The following is a 21,325-nucleotide window of genomic DNA, read 5'->3' as shown; positions in this document are numbered from 1 at the left end:
CTCCCTCAGGCGGTGTGCAGCTTGGACCGGGTGTCGTGGCGATCGAGCAGATGCGAGATGAACGCCGGATCGGCGCCGATCGCGCCGAGATGGCGGCGCAGGATGTCGATGCTCATCGCGCGGAAGTCGACCGCGATCCCCTCGAACTCGTTGTCCAGGCGCAAGGCGAGCGGCACGGCCTCCTCCAGCACGCCGTAGATCTGCTCGGCGTAGCCCTCCTTGACCCCGGTGCGCAGGGCGTGCAGGCCGAAACCGATATGCCGCGACTCGTCCCGGCACATCGCCACGAACGCGGTCTTGATGCCGTCGAAGAGATTGATGTCGCGCAGGGCGTGCACCAGGACCCGCTGCCCGACCAGCGCGAGAACACCCTCCGTGATCAAGTGGAACAGGGAGACGGCCTGCAGCCACTGGCCGTAGTCCATCGGCCGTTCGTGCACCTCGCGCACGATCCGGCCCTCCAGCAGTGCCAGCTCGGTATGCGCGGGCGTGGCCAGGCCCCACGCCTGCGCCAGCATCGTGCGCGGGTTCTCGTCCATGCCGAGGACTTCCGCGCCCATCCGGAACACCGCGCGGGTGTGGCGGGTCTCGTCGGCGATCTGCGTGCCGAGGAAGACCGAGTACTCCTCGTCGGGAGAGCCGGTCAGGATCGGGCCGAGCATGTCGAGCCCGGTGTACTCGCCGATGATGAAGGTGGCGATGGCGTTGGAAAGCATGGCCCGGATGCCGGCGGGAACGCGTTCGTCGTTGAGCATCACCTGGTCGCGGCCGAACGAAAGGTCCTCGGCCGACCACTGCTGCCGTTCCCAGCGTTGGTAGAGCTCGATCGGCTTCGGCGCGCGGGCGGCGACCAGGTCCGCGTGCCGGAGCACGTCAGCGGCGGGAACGTTGGGCAGCTCGCTCAGCTGCGCGTCGTCCATGAGCAAGGTGGTCCACCGAGTCACAAAGTCCTCCAGTCGTCGAATCTCCGTACCGATGACTGGGCACCCACGAACCGATTCTCCGTCGGGTGCCCGAGACCGGGCAGGAGAAAATATGACGGTGCGCATAATCCGCACCAGAGAACAGAGTGTGGCCGCGACATGGCCTGATGCCGCAGAAGGTACACGAGCCCGGTGGCTTCGACAACGCGCCTGAGAAATTCTTAGGAAGACAAGGTGGGCGGGTGAAACTTCAACTGCTGAACTAAGGCTCCAGTGAATGCATTTCACCCATTAGTGCATAACGGCTCGCTGTGGTGGCCGAAGCCAATAGATGACTCCAAACGGGTGACTACTCCGGCGTAGATTAGGGTACGAACATACCCGCTTTCCGGGACGGTGACGCCGCTCTGTTAGGTACTGTCCCCCAGTGTCGCGCTATCGGTTGACAGTCCGATATGTGCTGGTCTAGGTTTCGCATCGAACAGTTTCCCGTGGGGCCGGGGGGACAGAGGTACCTGGTTGACGCGTAGCGCGTACCTGTCCCGGGGATTGTGAAAGCGACGTAGGTCTGACGGTGTGATAGCCGTTTCTGGGGTTTTCTGGGGTATTCCTCCGTTCGTCGGATGTGGCCGTCCGGTGTCGGGTTTCGTGGTATGCGCGTGGACCAGGGGTGGTGTCCGGCGCATCCCGCGGGGGCTCGGGCACCAGTCCGCCGACGGTTCGGTGTCGAGTGCTGCGCACTTTTGTTTGGGGGTCTTAAATCCGTGTCAAGAAAATCGTGTTCCCTGCGGCCGCCCTCCGATGACGACTACGGTCTGATGGAGCAGTGGCTCAGACCGATGTCATTGGCGAGCGCGCTCACCGGCGATATGAACGAAACTGTGACCGCGCGAGAACTCAAAGTGGCCAATGATGGCGGCGCTGTGCGCTATCTGCTGGTCGTCGCGGAAAACGGGGATCCGGTCGGCGTGGTGAACTACCGCAAGGCCGGCAGCGCCGGCTCCTATGCGATCGGGGGAGCCATCGGCGATCCCGGGCTGTGGCGGCGCGGGATAGGCGCGGAAGCGCTCGGGATACTGGTGGACCATCTCTTCCACCAGTGCAACGCGCATCGTGTCGAGTTCACCACGGCGTCCTACAACAAACACACGATGAGCATTCTCACCAAGGGCGGCTTCGTGCTCGAAGGCGTGCTCCGGGACTACTACTTCCTGGACGGCCAGTATCACGACCGCACGGTGTGGTCGATCCTGCGCGACGAGTTCGTCATCGGGGCCAAGGCGTTCGCCAAGAGCAGCCCGGTCGAAGACGTGATCCCGGCGGAGGACAAGCAGCAAGCGCGGGACGCGTTCGCCAAATTCCTGGCGAACGACCCGCAAACGTCTTTGCGCGACTTCGCCGACCGGGCCGCCCGAGAGCGGCCTTACTGAGGCTGTGTCGCCAACCGGCATCGAGGCTGGAAGGGAACGGTATGAAGCCGCTGGCCGAGCTGTACACCCTCGCGGATCCGGTGTTCTTCGAGGATCCGGTGCACTGGCAGGAAGGGCGCGAGGAGTTCGCGCCGGAGGTCCCGGCGGGCTGGACGCGCGGTGGCGCCGACGGGTGGGTCATGCTCACCCCGCCCGGCTTCGACCTGCCCGAACAAGGCTGGAAGATCCACGTGGCGACGACTCCGGAATCGGCACGGTCCACCGTGGACGTGGTGGCGCGATATTGCTTCGCGCACGCCATCCCGTTCAAGTTCCTCGTCAACTCGAGCCTGGTGCACGCGTTCAGCCTCAAGTACGCGCCGCGCGCGTCGAGCGGTAAGGCGCTCGCGCTCTACCCGCGCGACGAGGACCAGCTGAGGTCTTGCCTGGCGGATCTCGACGCGGAGCTCGGTGGCGCCGACGGGCCGTACATCCTGAGCGACCTCCGGTACAACGAGGGGCCGCTCTACGTGCGCTACGGCGGGTTCCGGCCGATGTACTGCCCGCGACCGGACGGCGAGCGGGTCTTGGCCGTCCGCCGTCCGGACGGACGGCTGGTGCCGGACGAACGCCGTCCGGTGTTCACCGTGCCGGACTGGGTCAGCCTGCCCGAGTTCCTCGCCGAAAGCCTCGCCACGCGCGAGCAGGCGGGCGGGGACTTCGGCTACCGGGTCACCGAGGCGCTGCACTTCTCCAACGGTGGTGGGGTCTACGTCGCCACACGGCAGTCCGACGGCGCCGAAGTGGTGCTCAAGGAGGCCCGCCCGCATGCCGGGCTGAGTGGCGGCGGGACCGACGCGGTCGGCCGGATGGAGCAGGAGATCTGGGCGCTGCGGCGGCTCGAAGGACTGCCCGGCGTGCCGCGGGTGCACGACGTGTTCACCATCGCCGGCCACCGGTTCGTCGCGATGGACCGGATACCGGGCACGACGCTGCAGCAGTGGCTGGCGCTGAACTTCCCGCTGGTCGGCGCGGCGGCGACGGAGGCGGACCGCAGCGCCTACGCGGAGCGTGCGCTCGCGCTGCACGCCCGGATCGGCGAGCTCGTCGAGCGGGTCCACGAGCGCGGCGTCGTCTTCGCAGACCTGCACCCGGCCAATATCCTGGTCGACGACGACGGTTCGGTCGGCCTGGTCGACTTCGAAGCCGCCTTCGAGGCGACCGAGGAACGGCGCCAGAAGATGGGCCACGCCGGGTTCACCGCCGGCGCCAAACAGGGCAAGGACATCGATCGGCACGCACTGGCCGCGCTCCGGCTGTGGCTGTTCATGCCGCTCACGTCGTTGCTCGCCCTCGCGCCCGGCAAGCTCGACGAACTGGTCGAGACCGCGGAACGGATCTTCGACCTGCCGGCCGGGTTCGCGTCCGGGATCAAGGCCGGGATGGCCGGGACAGGGCCCGCGCGGCCGTCGCCGGTCGGCGCGGGTTCGCCGCTCCGCTGGCCGGACGCGCTCGGCTCGATGGCCGCGGCGATCCGGAGCAGCGCCACGCCCGAGCGTGCCGACCGGCTTTTCCCCGGCGACATCGAGGTCTTCCGCGGTGGCGGGGAGAGTTTCGCCTACGGTGCGGCGGGAGTGCTGTGGACGCTGGCCGTCACCGGCTTCGCCGTCGAACCGGAGCACGAACGGTGGCTGCTGGACCGGATCGCGAAACCGATGGCCCGGCCGGGATTCTTCGACGGCGCGCACGGTGTCGCGCATGTGCTGGATCTGTTCGGCCACCGGGCCGAGGCGGCCGAGCTGGTCGAGCGGGCCTCGGGACAGCTCGACGAGCTGACCGACGTCACGCTGTTCGGCGGGCTCGCCGGGATCGGCCTGAATCTGTTGCACCTGGCGGAAAAGCGGGCCGAGTACGACGACCTGACCACGGCGTTGCGGCTGGCGGAACGCGTCGAGGCCGCGCTCGGTGACGGCGAACCACACGGCATCGACCGGCCGCCGGGCGCGCTCGGCCGGGCGCGCGATGCGGGGACGCACGCCGGCCTGCTGCGTGGCTGGTCGGGAGTGGGCCTCTTCCTGTTGCGGCTCTACGAATCCACGGGTGACAAGTACTGGCTCGACCTCGCCGTCGACGCCGTGCACCGGGATCTCGACCTCTGCCTGCCCGCCGGCGGCGAGACACTCCAGGTCGACGGCGGGTTCCGCACGCTTCCCTATCTGGAGGTGGGCAGTGCCGGCATCGCGCTGGTCGCCGACGAGCTGACCGCGCACGTCGCCGATGAGCGCATTCTCGAATCCATCGCGCCGTTGAGCAGGGCTTGCCAGAGCGTATTCGTGGCGGACGCCAATCTTTTTCACGGTCGCGCCGGATTGCTCGCCGTTATCGCTCGACTTTCGCGGGGTATCTCAAGTACCATTGAGGAAGAGCAAGTGAAAACCCATCTGGACAATCTCGGATGGCATTCTCTCGCCCTGCATGGACATGTCTCTTTTCCCGGTGACGGATGTAGCCGCTTGTCCATGGATTTCGCCACGGGTAACGCGGGTGTGCTGGCGGCTGTCGCCTCCGTGCACGATCCCTCGATCCCGTTCCTTCCCTTCCTGTCCTTGGTTTCAGGCGTATCGGCCGGTGGCCTTGGTGCGGCGGCCGGTGCTCGCCACGATGCCGGGAAACAGGCGGGAATCCAGTGAAAAATGTGAAAGGGGAAATACCATGAACATCTTCGAGCTGCAGGACCTCGAGACCAGCGCCGCGGAGACCACCCTGCCGGGTAGCACCGTCTCCAACGCCTGCTGAATTCTTTTCCACTGTGCTTCGTCACTGCTTCGCAAGAGGAGGTGAACAAGGATGAACATCTTCGACCTTCAGGACCTCGAGACCAGCGCCGCTGAGTCCACCCTGCCGGGCAGCACCGTTTCGAACTCCTGCTGAATCCCTGGCCGGAGGTCCTGAGCGGCGGGCGAGGTGTACACCCCGTCCGCCGCTCACGACCCAGCCGAGTACGTGAGCCGGCGGCGAGCCGTTGGTCCCCCGACACGGGGCCATGACTCGCCGCCGGCTTGCTCTGTTCCGTCGAAATCCCACCGTGCGAACGGGGTCCGCCATGCTCAAGTCACGCACTCGAACCGGGTCCGCCGGGACGAAGGCGTACGTTGTGCTGCAGATCGCCTTCGCCGTCAACCTGATCGGCAGCAGCGTCGGCGCCGTCGCGTATCCGCTGTTCGTGCTCGCGGCCACCGGCGACATCGCGTTCACCGGGACCGTGGTCACCGTGTCGGTGGTCGCGTCGATCGTCACGGGGCTCTTCATGGGCCCGCTGCTCGACCGATGGGGACTTCGCCTGTCGTGGCTCGTTTCGATGGCGGTCGGTTCGGTCGTCACCGCGCTGACCTTCGTCCTCGACAGGGCGGATTCGCTGTCGTGGTGGATGCTGCTGGTCCTCGCCTTCATCCGCTCGGCGGCCGACGAGCCCGGCCGCGTCGCGACCTTCGGCCTGTTACCGGCTTTGGCCGCGGAGTCCGGGAAAACGCTCGAACGCGCGAACGCCACCTTGCGCGGGCTGAACTCGATGGCGAGCCTGTTCGGGCCGGTGGTCGCGGGAGTGGTGGTCGGCCTGCTCGGCAGCCCGATGACCCTGCTCATCGACGCGGCCGCGGGTGCGATCGCCGCCTTGATCGTGCTGTTCTTCCTGGCCACGCCGCATAATCCGGTGAGCGACCTGCACGAGGACAAAAGCTCGTACTACCGGCAGTTCCGGGTCGCCCTGCGCTTCTTCTGGAACGACCGGATCCTGCGTGCGCTGATCGGGGCGACCACGTTGTTCGCCGCGCTCGACACGGGGCTCGCCACGATCGGCCTCACCGCGTACGCGAGCGACCAGATCGGTTCGCCGGCCTGGTACGGCGGCCTGATCAGTTCGTTCGGCGCCGGATCCCTGGTCGGCACGATCCTGTACGGCGTCTTCGGGCACCGGATTCCGCGCCGCGCCGCGTATCTCACCGCGTATCTCGGCCTCGCGGCGCTGATCCTGTTGCTGACCCTGGACATCGGGGTGGCGGTCGCGCTCGTGCTGATGTTCGTGGCGGGCGTGGTGATCAGCCCGGTCGACCTGCTGTACATGCTCGTACTGCAGGAGCGCGTGCCGCAGCGGATGTTCGGCAGGGTCACCAGTATCGCCACGACCGTCGTTTCGGCGCCGAGCCCGGTCGCCGTGTCGCTGCTGTCGTGGTTGCTGGCCACGACGGGTACCCGTCACACTTTCGTGGTTCTCGGATTCTGCTATCTTGGATTTGCTCTTGCACTGTTCTTCGTCCGGCCGTTGCGTGGTATGCAAGCGGGGCGAAGAAGCTGACGGGCGGTGCCAATGAGCGGAACCGGGGGTCGGGAGTTCGGCGTTCGGACCGCGAATTCTGAGGAGGTTTTCTTTGTCCGCGAATGTCAAGTCACTCATCATCGGTGCGGTGATGCTGGTCGGCGGCCTCATCCTGTGGATGGTCGGCGGAGGGGTCGAGATCCCGGTATTCTCGCTGGACAAGGTGGGGATCGTCCTGGCGGTGCTGGGCGGTATCGAGCTCGTGATCACCGCGAGTGTGATGATCTTCCCGCCCAAGAAGAAACTGGACCGGTAGCCGGGATCCATGACACTGGGTTTCGAACTCGCCGGTGAGAACGCCACCTGGATCCTCGAAGAGGGCCACGTGGTCATTGAATATTCAGCCAGTCGCGGTAATCCGAAGCTGCTGCGGCGTATCGGCGGGCGAGTGGTTCCGGACGAGGCGATCGCCGGCGCCAGGGCGGGCCAGAGCGGGGGTGTACCCGTGCTGCAGCTGCTCCTGCGCCCGGGTGCCGACCCGTATCTGGAGGCCGCGGCCGGGCAGCTGCCGGAAGACCACGCGCTGTACGAGCTCGAACTGGCACGTGGCGAGGAGGAACTCGCCGGCTACCACGCCGAGGGGCTCCGGCTGCGCGCCGAGCTGCACGCGCGGGGCACCGAGCCGTGCGAGAAGTTCCTGATGGACGCGGAAGCCCCGCCGTTGCGGCTCAAATGCTACGACGGTGACGCCCACCTCGAGCCGGGCGTGCTGCGCTTCCGCTGGAACGAAGAGGCTTCCCGCGCCAAACGCGCGCAGCGGGAAAGTGTCTACCCACTCGGCGAACTCACCGGCGCCGAGTGGGTCAAGCCCGGACTGATGTCGGGCCATCTCGCGGTGCGGACCGGCGAGAGCGCCGCCGAGGCGGAAGAGGATCCGCGCGTGATTCTTTTCGGTTTGGGTTACGGCGGCCTCGCGGATTCGCTACCATTCGCGGCATCGCTTCTGGCGGAAATCCAGCGTTGCTCGGGGGAGCGGAGGGCACTCGGTGCCGTCTCGCCGGCACAGGCCGGCCCTGGAATATCCGACGAAATCGTCGCCGCCATTCGCGCACTGAACGAGTTGCGCGACGCCGGGCTCATCTCCGAAGAGGAGTTCGAGCGCAGAAAGAAAGACCAACTCGACCGGTTGTGACCGTGCCCGGCCACGGCAGCCGTGGAGGAGGGCACGTGGCCGACGCGATCTACTTTCCGGGGCTGGTTCCGACCACCTTTCCCGCGATTGCGGATTTCCTGACCGAGAACGAATTCGCCAAGCGCCGCCTCGCGGTCGCCGACGACGTGCTCGGCTATTCACTGATCGACGCCTATGAAAAGGCGGAGGTCTACGACTGGGAGGTGTTCGAAGCCGGGTTCCTGGCGCTGAGCCTCGCCCTCGCGGATTGGGCCACCGAGCATCTGGACCTGGACCCGGTCGTCTACGGCGGGCAGAGCTTCGGCGCGATCGTCGGAGCCGTCTACGCCGGCGTGCTCGACTACGCCGACGCCTTGCGCCTGGTGCGGGAAAGCACGCGGGTCGAGCTCGACTACTTCGGCGGTCTCGCCGAGCCGGTCGGCTGTTTCTTCTTCTACCGCCTGGACTCCGAGGCCGTGGACCGGCTCCTCGCGCAGTGCGTCGCGGAGGGGCATCGCGTCGAGGGGTCGATCTACCTGGACAATTCGGTGCACGGCGTGTCCGGCACCATGACCGGTCTGGAACGCTTCCGCGAGCTGGTCCTGGAAGCGGGCGGCTTCGCGTTCTACCTGATGAACCGGGCCGAGCACTGCTCGATGGTGATGGAGCTGCGGCAGCGCCTGGAAACCGAGGTGTACAGCCAATTCTCGTGGCGGCGCTCGGAGCTCCCGATGCTTTCGGACGTCACCGGCGAGCTGCTCACCGACCCGGACGCGGTGATGCGGGATCTGCTGGACGGCTGGATCAGCCCGGTCCGCTGGTCCACCGTCGTCGAAGGAATCCGCGCCAGCCGCGCGGAACGGGCGTACATCATCGGGCCGCGCAACATGTTCGCGCGGCTCACCGGCAACAGTGTGCCGACCGCGGTCGTCACGCCGAAGGCCGTCATGGAATATCCGGAAAAAGGCTTCAAAGTGCCGGCAGGAGCGAAACGATGACCACCTATCCCGGCTGTTGGCATGCCGTGACCGACTTCCTCGAAGAAGCGGGCGCGGACGTCGTGTTCGGCCTTCCCGCGGACGATCTGGTCCTGCTGGCCGCGATCCAGCGCAGCGACCTGCGCCTGGTCCTCTGTCGCGACCAGCGCAACGCGGCCTTCATGGCCACCGGCTACGCGCTCGAGTCCGGCCGCCCCGGCGTGTGTGTCATCGGGAAGGGGCCCGCCTCGACGAACGTCCTCACCGGAGTACTGGAAGCATCCTGCTCACGCGCGCCGCTCGTGGTGCTGGCGGCGGGAACGGCGGTCGAGCGCCGTGGTTCGGCCGCCTTCCAGGAGCTGGACCAGCTCGCCTTCGTCCGGCCGCTGGTGAAGTGGGCGCACCGGGTCGATCACCCCGGCCGCGTCGTGTCCGCGGTGCAACAGGCGTGGGCCATCGCGTCGGGCGGCGTGCCGGGCCCGGTGTACCTCGAACTCCCGGATCACTTGCTCGCCACCGAAATCGAGCGAACCCGGCCGTGGCAGTCCGCGCCGGAAACGTCCGTGGCACATCGCGTACCGGACGGGAGTGCCGCGCTGGCCGCGATCCGTGCGGCGCGCAAGCCGGTCGTGCTGGCGGGCGGTGGTACGCGGCATCGCAACGGCGACGGCGTCATTGAGCGGTTCGCCGAGCGCCTCGGCGCCGCCGTGTTCAGCACCGCCACCGGCCGTGGCGCCGTCGACGAGTCCCACGACCGCTTTCTCGGTTTGTCCGGGCTGTATCTGCCCGAGGCGGCCGCGGGGCTCTGGAAGGACGCAGACCTCGTCATCGCGCTGGGCAGCAGGCTCGAAGAGACCGCCACGTTCGGCTGGGAGTCGCCGCCGGTGGTCCAGGTGAACCTGGCGCCGGAGGAGTTCTCGCTCGAGTTCGACGGCCATCGCGTGGTCGGCGACGCGGGCCAGGTGGTGGACGGCTGGCTGGACGCGCTTTCCGGCCATGCGCCGGATCCGGGCTGGCAGCGCCGGATCGCCGAGACCAGGGACGCCGTCTTCGCCGACGCCAAGGCGATCGCCGAGGACTCCGTGATCGCGCGCCTGCTGCAGACGATGGACGCCGTCCTCCCTCCGGACCGGATCCTGGTGCAGGAGAACGGTTTGCAGGATATGTGGTCCTATCTCTTCCCGCATCTGCCGTGCCGTTCGGGCGCGGGATCGATCGTCCCTTCGGAACAGACGAGCCTGGGTTTCGGGGCCGCCGCGTCCGGCGGTGTCGCCCTCGCCGCGCCCGGCCGCCAGGTCGTCGCCTTCGTCGGCGACGGCGCGTTCACCCTCTTCGACGCCGATCTGGAGACTTTCGCGAAGGAACGGATCGGCGTGCTTTTCGTGGTACTGTGCAACGGCGGCTATGGCTGGCTGCAGTCGCAGTTGGACCAGCGCGGGCTGGACGGCGAGCGCTTCTCGTTCGCCGATGGTGGCCTTCCGGCCACCCGATTCGATTCCCCGGTGCATCAGGCGGTTCTCGACGATTCCGCGCGCACCGAAGACATCCTGCGGCAGGCCGTTGCCGCGTGTTCGGACGGCCGGGTCTCGGTGCTGTACGTGCCCGTCGACCTCGCTGACTCCCCGCCCGGACTATCCGAAGTGGACGGTGATTTCCCCGCCGTGCACCCGTGACGCGGTGAATGGAGGAATGATGGTGCTCGAAGAGATACGGCGCCTGCGTCGCCGAGTGGTGGTCACCGGCTGGGGTGCGATCACCCCGCTGGGGCTCACCGTGGAGGACACCTGGTCCGCGATGCTCGCCGGCCGCAGCGGAATCCGCGGGATCGAGGCGTTCGACGTCAGCGATCTCAACACGCGTATCGGCGGCGAGGTCCGCGGTTTCGACCCGGACCTTTATGTGCCGCACAAGGTCAGCCGCCGTATGGACACCTACGCGCTGTACGCGATGGGTGCCGCGACACAGGCGATGGAATGCGCGAAGCTGTCGATCGACGAGGAGCTGGCGCCGCGCGCCGGGGTGCTCGTCGGGAGCGGGTACGGCCCGGTGAACTACAACCACGGGGTCGCGGATACCTTGCGGGACAAGGGTCCTCGCTCGGTCAGCCCGTTCGCGCAGATCGCGGGCGCGATCGACAACGCGGCGGGCGAGATCAGCATGCAGTTCGGCGCGCGAGGCCCGAGCCGGGCGCAGAGCACCGCGTGCGCGACGGGCACCGACTCATTGGGCGAGGCGGCGCGGTGGATCCAGTTCGGCTTCGCCGACGTCGTGATCGCCGGAGGCGCGGACAACTGCCTGACCCGTGGTGACTTCGCCGGAAGCGGTAACGCGCGGGCGTTGTCGACGCGCAACGACGAACCCGAACTCGCGTCGCGCCCGTTCGACGAGGAGCGCGACGGGTTCGTGATGAGCGCGGGCGCCGGGGTCATGGTCCTCGAAGAGGCCGAGCACGCGCTGGCCAGGGGAGTCCCGATCCTCGCCGAGATCGTCGGTTACGGTTCCACGTCGGACGCCTACCACTGGACAGCGCCGCATCCCGAGGGCGCGGGCGCGAAGGCCGCCATGCGGGCCGCGCTGGCCGACGCCGGGATCGGTCCGTCCACAGTGGAGTACATCAACGCGCACGGCACCAGCACGCCCATCGGCGACGAACGCGAGGTGCACGCGATCCGCGAGGTGCTCGGCGAGCACGCACTGCGGATCCCGGTGAGCTCGACGAAGTCGATGACCGGGCACATGATCGGCGCGGGCGGTGCGGTCGAGGCGATCGTGTCCTGTCTCGCCATGCGCGACGGGGTCGCCCCGCCCACCATCAACTGCGTGAAGCCGCTGGACACGGAGATGAACTTCGTCGCCGGAACCGCGCAGGAACACGAAATCTCGGTGGCGATGAGCAATTCGTTCGGCTTCGGCGGCCACAACGCCGTGCTGGTGCTGCGAAAGTGGTCATCGTGACCGGTCTCCTCGCGGGGAAGCGGATCCTCGTCACCGGCGTCATCACCGAGACGTCGATCGCCTTCCACATCGCGAAGATCGCGCAGGAACAGGGCGCGCAGGTCGTGCTCACCGGGTTCGGCAGGCTTTCGCTGGTGAACCGGATCGCGCAGCGGCTGCCCGAACCGCCGCCGGTCGTCGAGCTCGACGTCACCGATCAGGACCAGCTGGGCATGCTCGCGGACCGGGTCCGCGAGCATGCCGACGGCCTGGACGGGGTGGTGCACTCGATCGCGGGCGCGCCGGCGAGCTGCTGGGGCGACTTCATGGGCGCGCCGTGGCCCGATATTTCGGCGAGCCTGCAGGTTTCCGCCTACTCGCTCAACGCCTTGGCCGTCGCGGTGCTGCCGTTGCTGAGCCCGGGCGCGTCGATCGTCGGGCTCGATTTCGACGCGCGCGTCGCCTGGCCGGACTACGACTGGATGGGCGTCGCGAAGGCCGCGCTCGAGTCGGTGAACCGTTATCTGGCCAGGGACCTCGGTGGGCGTGGTGTCCGCACCAACCTCGTCGCGTCCGGCCCGCTCCGCACCATCGCGGCGAAATCCATCCCCGGTTTCGCCGAGATGGAGAGCGACTGGGACAAGCGCGCGCCACTGGGCTGGGACGCGTCCGACCCGACGGGCGCGGCGAAGACCGTCTGCGCGCTGCTGTCGGACTGGCTGCCCGCGACGACCGGCTCGATGGTCTGGGCCGACGGCGGCGTCCACGCCATCGGCCAGTAGCCACCGGTCACACGCTTCGAGCAGGGCGGTCAGCGGGCCATCGCGGGCCAACGAGGGTGGTCGGAGTCGATGACGAACTCGTGGCTGTGGCTCCAGGTGCCGTCGTCGGCCTGGACGGCGTCGGCGAGGTGCTCGGGATCGATGGGGCCTCGATGGGTGTGTTCGAGGAAGAGGGGGTCGCGGCGTGGCCACGAACGGACGGCGATCGCCAGGCCGAGGAGCCCGATGGCGCCGAGGACGAGCCAGGTGGTGGTGAATCCGGCGGTGGTGGCGAGCCAGCCGGCGATCGGGTAGGCGAGCAGCCAGCAGGCGTGGGAGAGGGAGAACCGGGCGGCGAAGATCGCGGGCCGGTCGCTCGCGTGGCTGGATTTGCGCAGGACGCGGCCGGCGGGGGTGAGCACGAGGCCGGTGCCGAGGCCGATGATCGCCCAGACGGTGAGTGCCGCGCTCCAGCGCCAGCCGCCGGTGCCGGCGGTGGACAGTGCGATCGCGCCGGTCATTCCCGCGAGGAGGATGCCGCCGCCGGTGAGCATGACGGTGCGTTCGGGGATGCGGTCGAGGGCGCGGGGGAGCAGGAGCGCGACCAGGATGGTGCCGATGCCGTTGCCCGCCAGGAGGAGCGCGACGTCGGCCGGGGATCGGCCGAGGGTGTCTTGGACGTAGTTGACCGTGTTGACCATGACGACGGAGCCGACCGCGGCGACCACCAGGTCGAGGCCGAGCGTTCCGCGTAGGCGCGGGGTGGCGGTGAAGACCTTGATCCCGGCGAGGACGCGATCCCGGATTCCGGCGCGGTCGCTGTGTGTCGCGTCCGGGATCCGGGTGCTCAGCACCAGGGCGGCGGAGGCGGCGAACCCGATCGAGGTGCCGGTGAACAGCCAGTGGAAGGACACGAGGCTGAGCACGGCGGCGGCCAGGAGCGGGCTGAGGAGGCTTTCCATCGTCGAGGCCAGCTGGGACAGCGAGAGTGCCTTCGTGTAGTCGCGTTCGTCGGGAAGGATGTCGGGGAGCACGGCCTGGAACGCCGGGGTGAACGAGGCCGAAGCGGATTGCAGGACCACGATCAGGACGTAGATCTGCCAGACCTGGTCGACGAACGGCAGTGCGAGCACCACCAGGGCGCGGACGGCGTCCAGGGAGACGAGGAACAGGCGGCGCGGCACCCGGTCGGCGTAGGCGCCGGCGAGCGGTGCCACCGTGACATAGGTGACCATCTTGATGGCCAGCGCGGTGCCCAGGACGGCGCCCGCGGCGGACCCCGCCAAGTCGTAGGCCAGCAGCCCGAGCGCTACGGTCGTCAATCCAGTGCCGAACAGCGCGACCAGCTGCGCCCCGAACAGATGCCGATAGTCACGATGACCGGACAGCGACACGTTTCACGGCTCCTCTCGTCCGGCGACCCTCCCATGATAGGTGCTCATGTACGCACATGACGAATCCGTCGGCCAGTGGTCCCAGCTGCCGCCGGACGACCAGGTCGAAGCCGCCTCCACGGCGCTGCGAATGCTGGCGGATCCGACCCGGATGCGGATGCTGTGGCTGATCAGTGGCGAGGAGTACGACGTGGCGTCACTGGCGGCCGCGGTGGCCATCGCGCGTCCGGCGGTGTCCCAGCATCTGGCCAAGCTCAAGCTGGCCGGACTGGTCACTCAGCGCAGGGACGGCCGCCGGATCCTCTACCGGGCCCGTGGCGGGCACGTCCGGCGCCTGCTGGCGGAGGTCATGAACGCGGCCGACCACCATCTCCACGGCATCCCCGACCACGACTGACGCGGCTTTGTCCACAGTGGACTATCCGGGGAACGGCGCGGTCCCTGTTGCCCGCCGGAGTCCAGCGGTAAGGTCGGGCGAAGGCGACCGCGGCTGCGGCGGGAGAGAATTTGCTGGACATCATCGGTCTGAGTGAAATCGACGTCGAGGTCTACGATGCTTTCGCCGGCACCGGTTCGATGACCGTCGCCGAAATCCGGGAACGAACCGGGTTGCCCGAACAGCGGCTGCTCCGGATTCTGCGCGGGCTGGCGGAAAAAGGGTTGCTCGTCGAACTTCCCGGCCCGGCGCGGGCGTATTCGGCGGTCCGGCCGGAGATCGCGCTGGAGGCGATGCTCCGGCAGAAGGAACAGGAACTGGCGAGTGCGCGGCTGGTCGCCGACCGGTTGCGCGAGCGGTACCGGGCCACGTCCGGTGAACGTCCGGTCGACCTCATCGAGGTGGTCCACGGAGACGCGCATATCGCCGACCGGGCCGATCAGCTGCTGCGCTCGGCCGAGCGGGAGGTCGCTTTCGTCGACAAACCGCCTTACGCGCGAACGCCGAGTGTGCTGCACCCCGCCGAACGCGATCTCCTCGCCCGGGGTGTGCGCTTTCGCGGGGTTTACGAGCGCGGCGCGCTGGAAATGCACGACCTGTCATCCGACCTCGAGCCGGGCCTCGCCCTCGGCGAGGAGGCCCGCGTGGTCACCAGCGCCCCGCTCAAGATGATCGTGGTCGACCAGCGCGTCGGACTGGTGCCGCTGCGGTCCGACCTCCCCGAGGTCGGCGCGGCGCTGGTGATCCACCCGTGCGCTCTGCTCGACGCGCTCAGCTCGGTCTTCGCTTTCCTTTGGCAGAGCGGGCTTCCGCTGCGCCTGCCCGGCTCGGCCGAGCTGGCGGACGCCGCGCCTTCCGACGACGCCCGCCTGCTCGCCTTGCTGACCACGGGGCTGCCGGACCGGAGTATCGCCAAGCAGCTCGGCATGAGCTACCGGACGTTCCAGCGACGCCTCCGCGACCTCATGACCGCCCTCGGCGCGACCACCCGGTTCCAGGCCGGGCTCCAGGTCGCCACCCGGGGGTGGGTCACCTTGCCGGTGACCCGGCCCACGGGCGAGGAGGACGTCAGCGAACGCGAGGATTCACCTTCGACACGTCCGTGAGCGCGTAGGCCCGCTGGACCGTCCGCGTCACGGTGTTGCCGGAGCTGTCCCGTGCTTCCGAGCGCAGCCAGACGAACCCGTCGGTCTCCGCGAGTCGCGGGTGGGTCACCGTCACAGACCACAGCCCGTTCGCTCCCGGCCGGACGGCCGCCGCCGTCCATGTGCGCCCGCTGTCCGTCGACGCCGACACCTGCAGCCGTGTCACCGGTCCGCCGCCACGGGCGCCGCTGTGCGATCCGGCGAGCACGTCGAAGGTGAACGGGCGCCCGGCCGGTGCGCGACCGGCGGGATCCAGCGGCAACCGGTCGTCCAGCTGGATCAGCGGCTGGAAGGAACACGCCTTGCCCGCGTTGTAGCAGGAGAACCCCGGTGGTGCCGCGGCGTCGGATCGCGCCGAGGCGAACGTCCACGACGTGTCGGTCCTCGGTGCGTGCTGGAACAGCACACCGCTCGGGTTGCCGACCTGCGCCTGGGCGGGCATCACGTCGGTCACGTCCAGCCGGTAGGTGGCGGGAGCCGCCGCGAGCCGGAACTCCGGGACGAGCGCGAGCGGATCGTCCGCATTGGACCGCGGGATCTCGGTCCCGTCCCGATACAGCCGTGCCGTGGTCGCCGCGAAATACCGCGCGTTCTCGTAGGGATTCGTGAAATGCCCGCCCGAACCGGCGCCGCCCGTGCCGTCCATCCACTGCAGGCCGGGGACGAACAGGTCGGGATCCGTGCCGCCGCGGCACATCGAGCACAGCACCGTCCAGCCGTTGGCCGTCGCCGGGTAGCGAGCCGGATGGTCGGCCGGCAGTTCGACCGACCCGCTGTGCAGTGACGCGCGGAACCAGTATTCGTCCGGCCTCGACCGCTCGCCCGCACGGTAGATGTTCTGCGCGTTCATGGCCAGCGTGGCGCGACGGCCCGCGGTGTCGTTGCCGGACAAGGTGACGACGCGTTTCCAGACCAGCCGATCGTTCGCCGGGCCGGTGTACTCCGTCCACGTGCCCGGAACCGGGATCTTCGTGCCCTGTACCGCTTGCGTCTTCCACAGGCCGGTCGGGAAGGCGTACCAGTTCTTCTGCCCGGTCAGCCCCGGTTTTTCGGCGTGATAGCCGGTTTTCGTGGCCACCAAGGTCTTCTGGTCGACCCGCCGGACGAGCTCCTTCGGCACCCCGTTGGCGTCGAGGTAGCTGAGGTTGTACATCGCGTCCGGAGCCGCGCGCACCAGCAAGCGCACCGAAACGGCACCGGCGGTCCGCAGCTTTTCCCCTTCGTCCCAGCCGAGGGACAGGGTCGGCACCACCGCGCTGCTGAGGCCGGGAATGCTCAGCGAATCCGGTGCGCCGGCGTAGGGGATCAACGCCGCCCCACCCGCGGCGGACACCGCGCGTACCGCGTTCGCGATGCCGGTGGAGACCGCCCCCACCGGGTCCGGTGACCCGGCCGGGACCGGAATCCGCGCCAGGACGGCCTTTCCGCGTACGTCGAGGCCGGCGAGAGCACTCGCGTCACCCGCGCCGCCGAACACGACCGGCAGTGTGCGTTCACCGGGTGACTTCGCCGTCAACGTCGGCACGTCGTACGCGGGGTTCAGCCCGGCCGAGCCGCCGCCGACGATCGCCATCTCGACCGCGGTCTGGGCCAGTGTCGCGCTGTCCTGCAACGAAATCGCCCCTGCCGAGGTGGCCGCCGCGGGGGTGACACGTACTTCCCAGCCCGTACCCGAGACCAGCCCGGCTTCACCGACGTAGCCGTTCACGCCCGCTCCACCGGGGATCACGCGCCGCAGCATCACGGTGCGGTCCCGCAAGTCGGTGGGAGTGGGGGTGACCAGCCGCGCCGGGACGGCGCTCGCCGCGTTCAGCGTGATCTCGGCCGGGGCCGTGACGGCGACCTGCGCCGTGCTCATCGCCGACCAGCGGCGCACCGCCAGCCCGCGTTCCATCACCCAGCCGAGCGCCGAATAGCGTCCGGCGGGCACGAGCACGCGGCCGACTCCGTCGACCAGGCCGATCTGCTGGCTCACCTGGTCGAGGAACGGGTCGTTGCGGTTACCCGCACCGGCCGTGTCGTCGATCAGCTGAGCCGACGCGATCTGAGCAGGCCCACCCGCCGAATCCCGTAGCCGGACCGTCACCGGGAACAGTTCGGCCGCGTTGTAGGTGCTCACGGGTGTCCGCACGGCGTTGGTCCCGTCCGCGGTCGTGGCCACCACGGCGCCACCGTAGACGCCCGCTGTCCCTTCGCTCGGGTTCACGGCGAGGTCGACGGTGGTGCTCGACTTCGGCGGGATCGACAGGTTCGTCTTCGCCAGGCGCATCCCGGTGCCCGGGTCGGCGCCGCTGTCCCAAGGCTGCACGGTCAGCTTCAGGTTCAGTGCCAGCGGCTGGTCGCCGGCGTTGGTGTAGGACAGTTGCCGGACGACCTCCGCCGCGGCCCCGGTCGTCCGCTCGTTACGGCCGAAGCTCGCGACGGCGGTGCCGGTCGCCTTCTGCGAGACGGCCCGCGCGACGTCGAGACGCCCGGCTCCCTGCTCGAACCAGCGAAGGCCGACGTCCTTGGCCGTGGTGACGAGGGTGTTCTTCAGCGCCTGCCCGGCCAATCCTGGCTGCTGTTGCAGCAGGATCGCCGCGGCGCCGGCGACGTGCGGGGTCGCCATCGAAGTGCCCGACGCCGCCGTGTAGGAGTCGTCCACCGGGTCGCCCATCGCCGTGTCCGCGGCCCGGGCGGCCACGATCCCGACGCCCGGCGCGGTGATCTCCGGCTTGACCAAGGCGTCCCGCAGTCGCGGGCCGCGGCTGCTGAACCAGGCGATCTTGTCGTCCCTGTCGACCGCGCCGACCGTGAGCGCGGACGTCGCCGCCCCCGGCGTCGTGACGGTCCGGTCGCCCGGCCCGCTGTTCCCGGCCGCGGCCACGAACAGCGTGCCGGTCTTCGCGGAAAGCGTGTCGATCTGTTCGCTCAACGGGTCGGCTCCGTCGCTGACGCCGGCACCGAGGCTGAGGTTCACGATCTTCGCGCCCTGCGCGACGGTCCAGTCGATCCCAGCCATGACCTGTGCGGTGTCAGCCTCACCTGAGGCGCCGAAAACCTTGGCCACCATCAGCTTCGCGTCCGGTGCCACACCCTTGTACCGGCCACCGGAGGCCGCGCCGGTGCCGGCGATGATCGACGCGCAGTGGGTGCCGTGGCCATGGCGGTCCACGATGTCGCCGTCCCCGCTGAAATCCGCGGAGGCGACCGTCTTGCCCGCCAGGTCGGGATGGTTCTCGTCGATCCCGGTGTCCACCACCGCGACCGTGGTCCCCTTCCCGGTCAACCCGCCGTTCCACGCCGACGGCGCACCGACCTGCACGGTGCTCTTGTCCAGCGCCACCCGGACCTTCCTGTCCAGCCGGACCTGGGAGATCCCTTGGTTCAAAACGGGTTTCCCGCCCGGGTCGAACGCGACGAGCGAACGCCAGAACTCGGCGGTCCCCGCTTTCTTGACCTGTGCTCCCACTCCGTTGGCCGTGACGAGCGGGATGAGTCGCTGGGTCTGCGGAAGGGTCTTCGCCTTCGCGTCCAAAGTCCGCGCGGACAGACCCGCCCGGTCGCCGTAGCGCACGATGACGGGGATCGTGGCGCTCGCCGTGTCGTCACGCCGGTCCCCGACGAGCGCGGTGACGTTGAACAGTTCCGGGCTCAGCAACCCTTTGCCGACGAACGGAAGCGCGTCGGACGGATACACCATCAGCCCTTCGGCCGTGGTCGTGATCTGGAACGCCGGGCTCGGCCGGTCCGGCCGCACCGCCGGCTCGACCTGTGCGCTGTCGTGCCCGGCGCCGTCTCGTTCGTAGGTCACCACGTCACCGGTCAGCAACGTGACGCGATGGACTTCCGGCCGCCCGGTGACGGGAGCGGGGCCGGGCACGGCGGCGGTCGCGGGGGTCGCGATCACCGGTAGAGGGGAAAGGACGACCAGTGCGGAGGCCGCCAGAATCGCCACCAGGTGTCTGGGGTGTCTCGTCGTATGAGGGGAACGGGGGAACATCGAGCCTCACTCTCCTCGGATAGTGAGAAGCGGCCGTGGACACGGCCGCCGCGAAAGTGGAGTTTCCCGAGGATGAGGCAGGAGTTCCCGGATTGACACAATTCTCGTTGGCGGTATGTCGCCGTTGGCGAGATACCGCCATGGAAGGGCCCGGACCGCCGACGGCGGCCCGGGCCCGGACTGACGGGTCGGTACTACGAGACTTACAGACCCGGGGTGCGCATCTGGAGCGAGAAGTCCTGCCGGTTGTTGTCGGTGTCGGTGCTCAGGATGTTGCGGGTGTTCGCCGCGTTGAGCTGATCGGTGAGGGCGTTCTCCGGAACGGCGGCCTGGCCTTCACGCGGGGTCACCACGGCGTTGCTGAAGGCGACACCGTCGATCTTCGCGCCGGAGATGTTCTGCAACGCGACGCCACCGAGGGTCGGGATGCCCTCGACGCCGGTCAGCGTGAACGGGATGACGTAGGTCTGGTCGACGATGGTGCCGGAGAAGTTCTGCCCGACCAGCACCGCGTACTGCCCGGCGTTGCCCTTGGGCTGCAGGATCGTGCCCGCGGGCAGGACGATCGTGTCGGTCACGACGTTCGACGGCGAGTAGATGCGGATCGTGTAGCCGCTCACGTCCTGCGGCTGGTTCGAGACGTTGCGCAGCTCGATGAACTCGTCGAGATTGCCGTTCAGGCCGCGGGTCGAGACCTCGTTGACGACCACGGAAGACGAGACGGCCGGGGCCGCTTCGGTTTCCTGGCCTTCACCGGCCGCGTTCGCGACACCGCCGGCCATACCCAGTGCCAGCATCGCGAATACCGCCGAGGCGCCCAGAATTCGTCGCACGGGAAATTCCTTTCAGCTTGGTTTTCGGGGATTTGTTCCGTCGGGCCGGGACCTTTTCCGCCGGTGCCGACTCAAACAATTATCCGAGAGCAGTGGCGTCATCGGAAGGGGCCAGTTTTACGGTACTTTCCCGTCAGTCGATAAGTGTCCGGCGCCGCCTTCTCGCGACCGCGGCGGCGAGCTCGAGCTCGCGGCTGGACGTGTCCAGCACATCGCCGAGCCACTGCCGCCAGTACGGTCCGGGGATACGTTTTCCGCGTTCCCAGCGGGAAACCTCTTCTCGGGTGACGCTGTCGTTGCCGGAGAGGGTGTGCAACCTCGTGACCAGGTCACACTGCGACCATCCTTTCGAGATTCGTTGTTCGGTGAGCAGTTCGCACAACGGGGTCATCTCCCCGCATTCGCTGTTCGCGGCCACGACCGCACCTTTCTGGTACTGGCATACGGATTCGAAACCGGACTGACGGAGAACTCTCAGGCGACTGGTCGTACGCAGCCGAAATCGGCCTTGTTGTTGTCGGTGTCGCGGCTGGCGGCGTCCCTCGCCTGGGCGAGCCCGGGGCAGAAGGTGGCGGCCTGGTTCTCGCGGCAGGGCGACGACGGTGCCCATCCGACGCTGTCGACCTTGGCCCCGCGCCGGTCCAGCAGCAGCTCGCCGTCGCCGACGATCGCCTCGACGACGAGATGCTGCACCGCCCCGCCGAAGGCCTGTCCGGTGATGAGGAAGTGGTCACCGGCGGGTAGCTCGCTTCCGGCCGGCATGGTGGCCAGCTCGACTGGCGCGGCCCCGCCCGTGCACGCCTGAACGGACCAGCCACCGATGTCGAGGGTGGTGGCGCCGGTGTTGTGCAGGTCGATGTAGCCCGCCGGACCGCTGAGTACCTCGTGGATCTTGGCCGACGAAGCCCGGACGGTGTCCGGGGCGAGGGTTCCGGCGAGCGCGAGGAGCAGGAACAGGGAACCTTGCTTCGTCATGACAGCAACGCTAGAAAAACGATCTCGGTGCCACAGGATACGGCGGGTACCGAACCTCATGCGGTCTCGGTAC

At 68.5% G+C, this 21,325-nt stretch carries 17 protein-coding genes; 11 read left to right on the top strand and 6 right to left on the bottom strand.

Annotation, left to right across the window (positions count from 1 at the left end):
* Positions 1–5 precede the first annotated feature (5 nt).
* A complete protein-coding gene (locus ACIRGA_RS16790; RefSeq protein ID WP_400941947.1) occupies positions 6–944 on the bottom strand; it encodes a ribonucleotide-diphosphate reductase subunit beta in 939 nt (312 codons plus the stop codon).
* Between the two features lie 602 nt (positions 945–1,546).
* On the opposite strand from ACIRGA_RS16790, the gene ACIRGA_RS16785 reads away from it, so the two are divergent.
* From ACIRGA_RS16785 to fabI, 9 genes are all read left to right on the top strand, one after another.
* Positions 1,547–2,353: a GNAT family N-acetyltransferase gene (locus tag ACIRGA_RS16785; RefSeq protein ID WP_400941944.1), complete on the top strand. Its 807-nt coding sequence runs from the start codon at positions 1,547–1,549 to the stop codon at positions 2,351–2,353.
* A gap of 41 nt (positions 2,354–2,394) precedes the next feature.
* Complete coding sequence (gene lanKC, locus ACIRGA_RS16780; RefSeq protein WP_400941941.1) at positions 2,395–5,022, top strand: class III lanthionine synthetase LanKC; 2,628 nt, start codon at positions 2,395–2,397, stop codon at positions 5,020–5,022.
* Between the two features lie 464 nt (positions 5,023–5,486).
* Positions 5,487–6,683, top strand: coding sequence for an MFS transporter (locus ACIRGA_RS16775; RefSeq protein WP_400941938.1), 1,197 nt, complete (start codon positions 5,487–5,489; stop codon positions 6,681–6,683).
* 73 nt (positions 6,684–6,756) lie between these two features.
* Complete coding sequence (locus ACIRGA_RS16770) at positions 6,757–6,960, top strand: DUF5708 family protein (RefSeq protein WP_400941935.1); 204 nt, start codon at positions 6,757–6,759, stop codon at positions 6,958–6,960.
* A 9-nt stretch (positions 6,961–6,969) separates the two neighbouring features.
* Entirely contained in the window at positions 6,970–7,836 is an 867-nt protein-coding gene (locus ACIRGA_RS16765) for a DUF4429 domain-containing protein (protein ID WP_400941933.1), read from the top strand.
* A gap of 35 nt (positions 7,837–7,871) precedes the next feature.
* Positions 7,872–8,813 (top strand): ACP S-malonyltransferase, encoded by a 942-nt coding sequence (locus tag ACIRGA_RS16760; protein ID WP_400941931.1) that lies wholly within the window; start codon positions 7,872–7,874, stop codon positions 8,811–8,813.
* Positions 8,810–10,465, top strand: a complete 1,656-nt coding sequence (locus ACIRGA_RS16755) for a thiamine pyrophosphate-binding protein (protein ID WP_400941929.1) — start codon at positions 8,810–8,812, stop codon at positions 10,463–10,465. The genes ACIRGA_RS16760 and ACIRGA_RS16755 overlap by 4 nt, the downstream gene beginning before the upstream one ends.
* 19 nt (positions 10,466–10,484) lie before the next feature.
* Positions 10,485–11,747, top strand: a complete 1,263-nt coding sequence (gene fabF, locus ACIRGA_RS16750; protein ID WP_400941927.1) for a beta-ketoacyl-ACP synthase II — start codon at positions 10,485–10,487, stop codon at positions 11,745–11,747.
* Positions 11,744–12,508: an enoyl-ACP reductase FabI gene (fabI, locus tag ACIRGA_RS16745; RefSeq protein ID WP_400941924.1), complete on the top strand. Its 765-nt coding sequence runs from the start codon at positions 11,744–11,746 to the stop codon at positions 12,506–12,508. The genes fabF and fabI overlap by 4 nt, the downstream gene beginning before the upstream one ends.
* Before the next feature lie 29 nt (positions 12,509–12,537).
* On the opposite strand, the gene ACIRGA_RS16740 is transcribed toward fabI, so the two are convergent.
* A complete protein-coding gene (locus ACIRGA_RS16740) occupies positions 12,538–13,881 on the bottom strand; it encodes an MFS transporter (RefSeq protein ID WP_400941922.1) in 1,344 nt (447 codons plus the stop codon).
* A gap of 46 nt (positions 13,882–13,927) precedes the next feature.
* On the opposite strand from ACIRGA_RS16740, the gene ACIRGA_RS16735 reads away from it, so the two are divergent.
* Positions 13,928–14,278: an ArsR/SmtB family transcription factor gene (locus tag ACIRGA_RS16735; protein ID WP_400941919.1), complete on the top strand. Its 351-nt coding sequence runs from the start codon at positions 13,928–13,930 to the stop codon at positions 14,276–14,278.
* Between the two features lie 110 nt (positions 14,279–14,388).
* Positions 14,389–15,423 (top strand): helix-turn-helix domain-containing protein, encoded by a 1,035-nt coding sequence (locus ACIRGA_RS16730; RefSeq protein WP_400941917.1) that lies wholly within the window; start codon positions 14,389–14,391, stop codon positions 15,421–15,423.
* Here ACIRGA_RS16730 and ACIRGA_RS16725 read toward each other — a convergent pair.
* From ACIRGA_RS16725 to ACIRGA_RS16710, 4 genes are all read right to left on the bottom strand, one after another.
* Positions 15,386–19,351: a S8 family peptidase gene (locus ACIRGA_RS16725; protein ID WP_400941914.1), complete on the bottom strand. Its 3,966-nt coding sequence runs from the start codon at positions 19,349–19,351 to the stop codon at positions 15,386–15,388. The two genes, ACIRGA_RS16730 and ACIRGA_RS16725, sit on opposite strands and share 38 nt — an antisense overlap.
* 296 nt (positions 19,352–19,647) lie before the next feature.
* Positions 19,648–20,277, bottom strand: coding sequence for a lamin tail domain-containing protein (locus tag ACIRGA_RS16720; protein WP_400941911.1), 630 nt, complete (start codon positions 20,275–20,277; stop codon positions 19,648–19,650).
* A 133-nt stretch (positions 20,278–20,410) separates the two neighbouring features.
* On the bottom strand, positions 20,411–20,695 hold the full coding sequence (locus tag ACIRGA_RS16715) for a multiprotein-bridging factor 1 family protein (RefSeq protein WP_400941909.1): 285 nt from the start codon (positions 20,693–20,695) through the stop codon (positions 20,411–20,413).
* 56 nt (positions 20,696–20,751) lie between these two features.
* Positions 20,752–21,252 (bottom strand): lamin tail domain-containing protein, encoded by a 501-nt coding sequence (locus tag ACIRGA_RS16710; RefSeq protein ID WP_400941906.1) that lies wholly within the window; start codon positions 21,250–21,252, stop codon positions 20,752–20,754.
* Between the last annotated feature and the right edge of the window lie 73 nt (positions 21,253–21,325).

Origin of the sequence: Amycolatopsis sp. NPDC102389 (assembly GCF_044765885.1) — a bacterium.
Classification (GTDB): domain Bacteria; phylum Actinomycetota; class Actinomycetes; order Mycobacteriales; family Pseudonocardiaceae; genus Amycolatopsis.
Note: the sequence above shows the minus strand (reverse complement) of the source record. Positions and strands in the feature narration are given on the sequence as shown.